This window comes from Mycobacterium talmoniae (assembly GCF_001854525.1).
Taxonomy (GTDB): Bacteria; Actinomycetota; Actinomycetes; order Mycobacteriales; family Mycobacteriaceae; genus Mycobacterium; species Mycobacterium talmoniae.
Map to the genome: position 1 here is coordinate 1 of NZ_MLQM01000265.1, position 4,455 is coordinate 4,455.

The 4,455-nt window shown below is 69.3% G+C and carries 2 protein-coding genes and 2 pseudogenes; 2 read left to right on the top strand and 2 right to left on the bottom strand.

The annotated features are described in order from the left end of the window. Positions 1-193: hypothetical protein (locus BKN37_RS29625; RefSeq protein ID WP_207547300.1), on the bottom strand; the 193-nt coding region annotated here is incomplete at its 3' end. Between the two features lie 912 nt (positions 194-1,105). Here BKN37_RS29625 and BKN37_RS26000 point away from each other — a divergent pair. Both BKN37_RS26000 and BKN37_RS26005 read left to right on the top strand, forming a co-directional pair. Further along, positions 1,106-1,378: an acyl carrier protein gene (locus tag BKN37_RS26000; protein ID WP_095407217.1), complete on the top strand. Its 273-nt coding sequence runs from the start codon at positions 1,106-1,108 to the stop codon at positions 1,376-1,378. Between the two features lie 18 nt (positions 1,379-1,396). After that, a pseudogene (locus BKN37_RS26005) lies at positions 1,397-3,913 on the top strand (beta-ketoacyl synthase N-terminal-like domain-containing protein); the annotation flags it as partial. A 420-nt stretch (positions 3,914-4,333) separates the two neighbouring features. Here the strand turns inward: BKN37_RS26005 and BKN37_RS30060 are convergent. Then, positions 4,334-4,455 (bottom strand): annotated as a pseudogene (locus BKN37_RS30060) (crotonase/enoyl-CoA hydratase family protein); the annotation flags it as partial.

The window sequence follows — 4,455 nt, forward strand, 5'->3', positions numbered from 1 at the left end:
GTAGCGGCGCTGCGCAAAACTGCGCCGACTGGGCGGTTTCGTACGCATTTCGGCGGCGGAGCGTATGAAACCGCACAGTCAGCAACGCTTTTGCGCCAACAACCGGCGGTGTAGCGGCGCTGCGCTCGACGCGGCCGTGCACAGTGAACTCCAAGTTAACTCGCAGGCGCGCCGCAAACGGCAGGTCGAGCACCGCCCGACGACGTTGCTGCTGCTGAGAGCGTCGGCCGCGCCGGATCGGGCGCCGATCCGCGGCAACATATGCGCATCCGGCTACGCTATGCTGGGCGTCGTGAACTTCGGACGTGCCAACCAGAACGTGGTCGTCGCGTGAGTTCGCGGTAATCCGTGTGCATCATCATCGGGGATGAACGACGCGGTTCTAAATCCACAGGGTCGGGGCAAGCGAATTGGCAGAAGGGGAGGTAAGTATGCCGACTAGCACACAGTAAGGCCGTCCGACGTTGATGGATACGCCTGCACCTACTGTGCTGCTTGCTCTTTCCGATCCCGTGTATCACCGACGGTTGGCGCCCCGCGCTTCGGGCGAAACCGTGCCTCATCAGGGCAAACCACGACGCTCGACGAGCTAATAGGTTTGGACCCCCTAATGGTTGCTGCAACCAATAGGGGGTCCGCAGTCGACGAAGCGGCAACTTCGTCGACTGTGCTCTGCCCACCCACGAGTAACCGTGGTCGCGAAACTACGTGTTTTGACTCATGAAAGGACATTTCCGAGCGGTGTAAAGACTACTCTTCAATTCGACCGGGGTGCAATAGCTACCCGGTCGTGGACGGCGCCGCATCGGCGGCACGGCCGTATTGACCTCCGCTACCAGCGATTTCGCCGAGATGTCGCGGTGCATCCGGCTGCCTTCACCCACGGCGAGCCGGCGACTTCGACAGGCGGCCGGGGATTGTTACCGGCCGGTATTCGCAAGGTGCGGGTCGGCGGGCCGTGCACGCGGTTGACCGTGACGCAATATTCACGTTTGTCGCCGGCCAACGAAGAGACCGCAAATGCGTAATTGATTAAGCAGTACGGGCAGTGGCGTTTTCGAAATGCCAGATAAAAATGGATAGCGATGATTGGAGAAGAATACAGATGACGGTTGTGACCCAACACCACGATGTGCTGGATCTCGTCAAGGATGGCCTTCTTTCCGTGGCCACTGTTGAGCTGCCCGAATTGACGCCAGATCTCGAGATCGCGGATCTTGGCTACAACTCCGTGCAGACCATGGAGTTTTTGACCTACCTCGAAGAAGAAACCGGGGTGTCGTTCTCGCCGCGGTCGTTGATGACCGTGGAGACGCTGGCCGACCTGGCCGAGGTGGTGCGGTCGGCGGTTTCCGAAGCCGCAGTCGCCGCCCGCTGAGCGACGAAAGACGCTGACATGACTGGGGACTCGCAGACCAGCGCCCGGCTGGCTGTGGTGGGGATGGCATGCAATATCCCGGGCGCCGCGGACGTGAAGTCGTTTTGGCAGATGCTCGCGTCCGGGCGTTCGGCGTTCGGCGCGGTGCCGTCGGATCGGTGGGACCACCGGCCCTTCTTCGATCCGGAGGGTCGGGCGCCGAACTCCGCCTACAGCGATGTGATGGCCACGGTGACCGACATCGACCGGTTTGATCCGCTCGATTTCGGTATTTCACCGCGGCAAGCCGAAGTGATGGACCCGCAGCACCGGATTCTGCTGACCGCGACCCGCGCGGCGCTCGACAACGCCGGGCTGGACGAGCAGACGCTGTCCAGCCGGAAAGTCGGCGTGTACGTGGGCATCTCGGCCAGCGACTTCCGGGAGCTGATGACGGCTGGGCTGCGGGCCACCCAGTTCAGCACCGGCGCGTTCGGGGCGCGCAGCGAAACCGGGTTGGACGAGTTGGCCGCGGCGGTGCCCCCGGTGCGGGCGTTCACCATGCCCGGCTCGCTGCTGAACATGGCGGCGGCCGCGATCACCCGCAGCTTCAACCTGCGCGGTCCGTCGATGGCCATCGACGCCGCCTGCGCGTCGTCGCTGGTCGCGCTGTACAACGCGGTGCTCGCGCTGCGGGCGGGGCAGTGCGACATCGCCGTCGTCGCCGGCGTGCACCTGAACCTGGTGCCCGACGGCCTGGTGCTGTTCTCCAAGATCGGCGCGGTGTCCAAATCCGGGGTGTGCCGGCCCTTTGACGCCAACGCCGACGGTTTCGTGCTCGGCGAAGGCGTGGGCGTGGTGGTGTTGACCCGCGAAGACGCGGTCCCCGACGACGCCGAGGTGTACGCCTGGCTGCGCGGCATCGGCTGCACCAGCGACGGTGGCGGCGCCGGGGCGATGGAGCCGCAGGTCGGGGGCCAACGCGCCGCCATCGAACTGGCCCTCGCCGACTCGGGACTGTCGGCGGCCGCCGTCGACTACATCGAAGCGCACGGCACCGCCACGGCGGTCGGCGACGCGGTGGAAGTCGAGTCGTTGAGCGGGTGCTTCCCGCCCCGGGACGGGGCGCCGCGCTACCTGGGCAGCGCGAAAGCCAATGTCGGGCACGCCATGTCGGCCGCGGGGGTGATCGGGCTGATCAAGGCCGCGCTGGTGTTGCGGCACGGCGTCGTCCCACCGCATCCCCAGCTCGGCGACGAGCGGCCCGAGCTGCGGCTGTCCGAGCGCGGCTTCGCCGTGCCCCGAATCCCCCAACAGCTGCCCCCCGTGGACCGCGCGCACATCGCCGGGGTCAGCGCCTTCGGCTTCGGGGGCACCAACGTGCACGTGCTGCTGGAAGCACAGCAGGCCGAGCGCGCCGCCGCGCCGGCGTCGAGTTGGCTGATCCCGGTGCGGGGCCGAACCGCGGCCGAGGTCGCCTTCCGGTGCCGCGCCCTGCTCGACGACCTCGACGCCGACCCCGAGCTGGGCGGTGTCGCCACCACGTTGGCGCGGCGGGCGGACCGGGGCGCCGAACTGGTGCTGCTGGCGTCGTCGACGGCGGAGCTGCGCGAGCAGCTGCACGCCGCGGTGGCGGCCCTGGAGTCCGAGGAGCCCACTCCGGTCGTGGTGGCCGACGGCATCTGGTACCGGGATCGCCCGCCGAGCGACGACGCGCCGCAGCTGTGTTTCCTGTTCGCCGGCCAAGGCTCGCAAAAGGTCAGCGACGCCGCCACATTGCGGTCCGCGGACCCGGCCCTGACCCGGGCCATCGAACGGCTGGCGGCCGCCGCCGACAGCCCCGGGCTGCTGGCGACCATGTACCCGGCCGAACCCACCGCGGAGTCCGCCGCCGCCTTGGCCGCCACCGACCGCTGCCAGCCCGCGCTGCTGGTGACCCAACTGGCGGTCGCGCAGCTGCTGCAGGCGGCGGGGGTGCGCGCCGACGTCGTCCTCGGGCACAGCGTCGGCGAGTTCAGCGCCGCGGCGGTGGCCGGCGTGCTCACCCCGGAGCAGGCCGTGCATTTCGCCGCGCGGCGGGGTGAGGCCATCGGCAACGCGGACATCCCCGCCGGCGGCATGCTGGCGTGCCGCGCCGACGAGCCGACCGTGCGGGCCCTGCTCGACGACGAATCCTCGGCGTGGATCGCCAACCTCAACGCACCCCAACAAACGGTGGTGGCCGGCACCCGCGACGGGCTGACCCGGGCCGCTGAACGGCTGGCCCACGCCGACGTGGCGTACAAGACGCTGGACGTGTCACACGCGTTCCACAGCCCGCTGCTGGAACCCGCCAACGCCGCCATCACGGCGCACGTGGACGCGCTCACCGTGGCCGACCCGCAGCTGGAGTTCGTCTCCTGCCTGTTCGCGCACCGCTACCGGGACGCCGACGATGTGCGGCGGGCCTGGCGCCAACATGCGCTGGCGCCGGTGCGGTTCGCCGACGCGCTGGCCACGGTCGGCGCCGAGGGCACGGTGTTCGTCGAGATCGGCGGCGGCGCAACGCTGCTGAACCTGGCCCGGGCGGCCGGAGCGCCCCCCGAGCGGCTGATCTCGGCCGGTGACTTCGGCGCCGACGCGCAGCGGGCGGTCAACCGGCTGCGCGGACAGCTGCGTGCCCTGGGCGTGCGGGTGTCGCTGCCCCGGTACGGCGGTGGCCGCGGCGCCTTGCTGTCCGACCCGGCTCCGCCGGCGAAACCGTTGTGGCCGTTGAAGAGTGCACCAGGCCAGGCGGTGGCGATCACTGCGGCCGCGCCCGAGCGGGCCCCGGTAGCCGCCGACCGCCGCACCGACACGAAGGACAAGGACACCGTCATGGTCATGCAAGACATCGTCGCGTTGTGGCGGGGACAAAACGCCGGGGGCGCGCAGGGGGCCGGCGGCCCCCGGAAACCGCCGCCCGCCCCCCCCGCGGGCCAGTGTTGTGACCCAGCTCGGCGATCTCCAGCGCCTTGTCCAGCGCGGACCCGTCGGGCACCACGTAGCCGATCAGCCCGATCTCCTTGGCTTCGGCGGCCTTGATGTGCCGGCCGGTCAGCAGCAGGTCGCAGGCCACC

Excerpts from the sequence above, each read along its gene's own strand:
- BKN37_RS26000 (WP_095407217.1), top strand. The coding sequence starts at position 1,106 with ATGACGGTTGTGACCCAACACCACGATGTGCTGGATCTCGTCAAGGAT.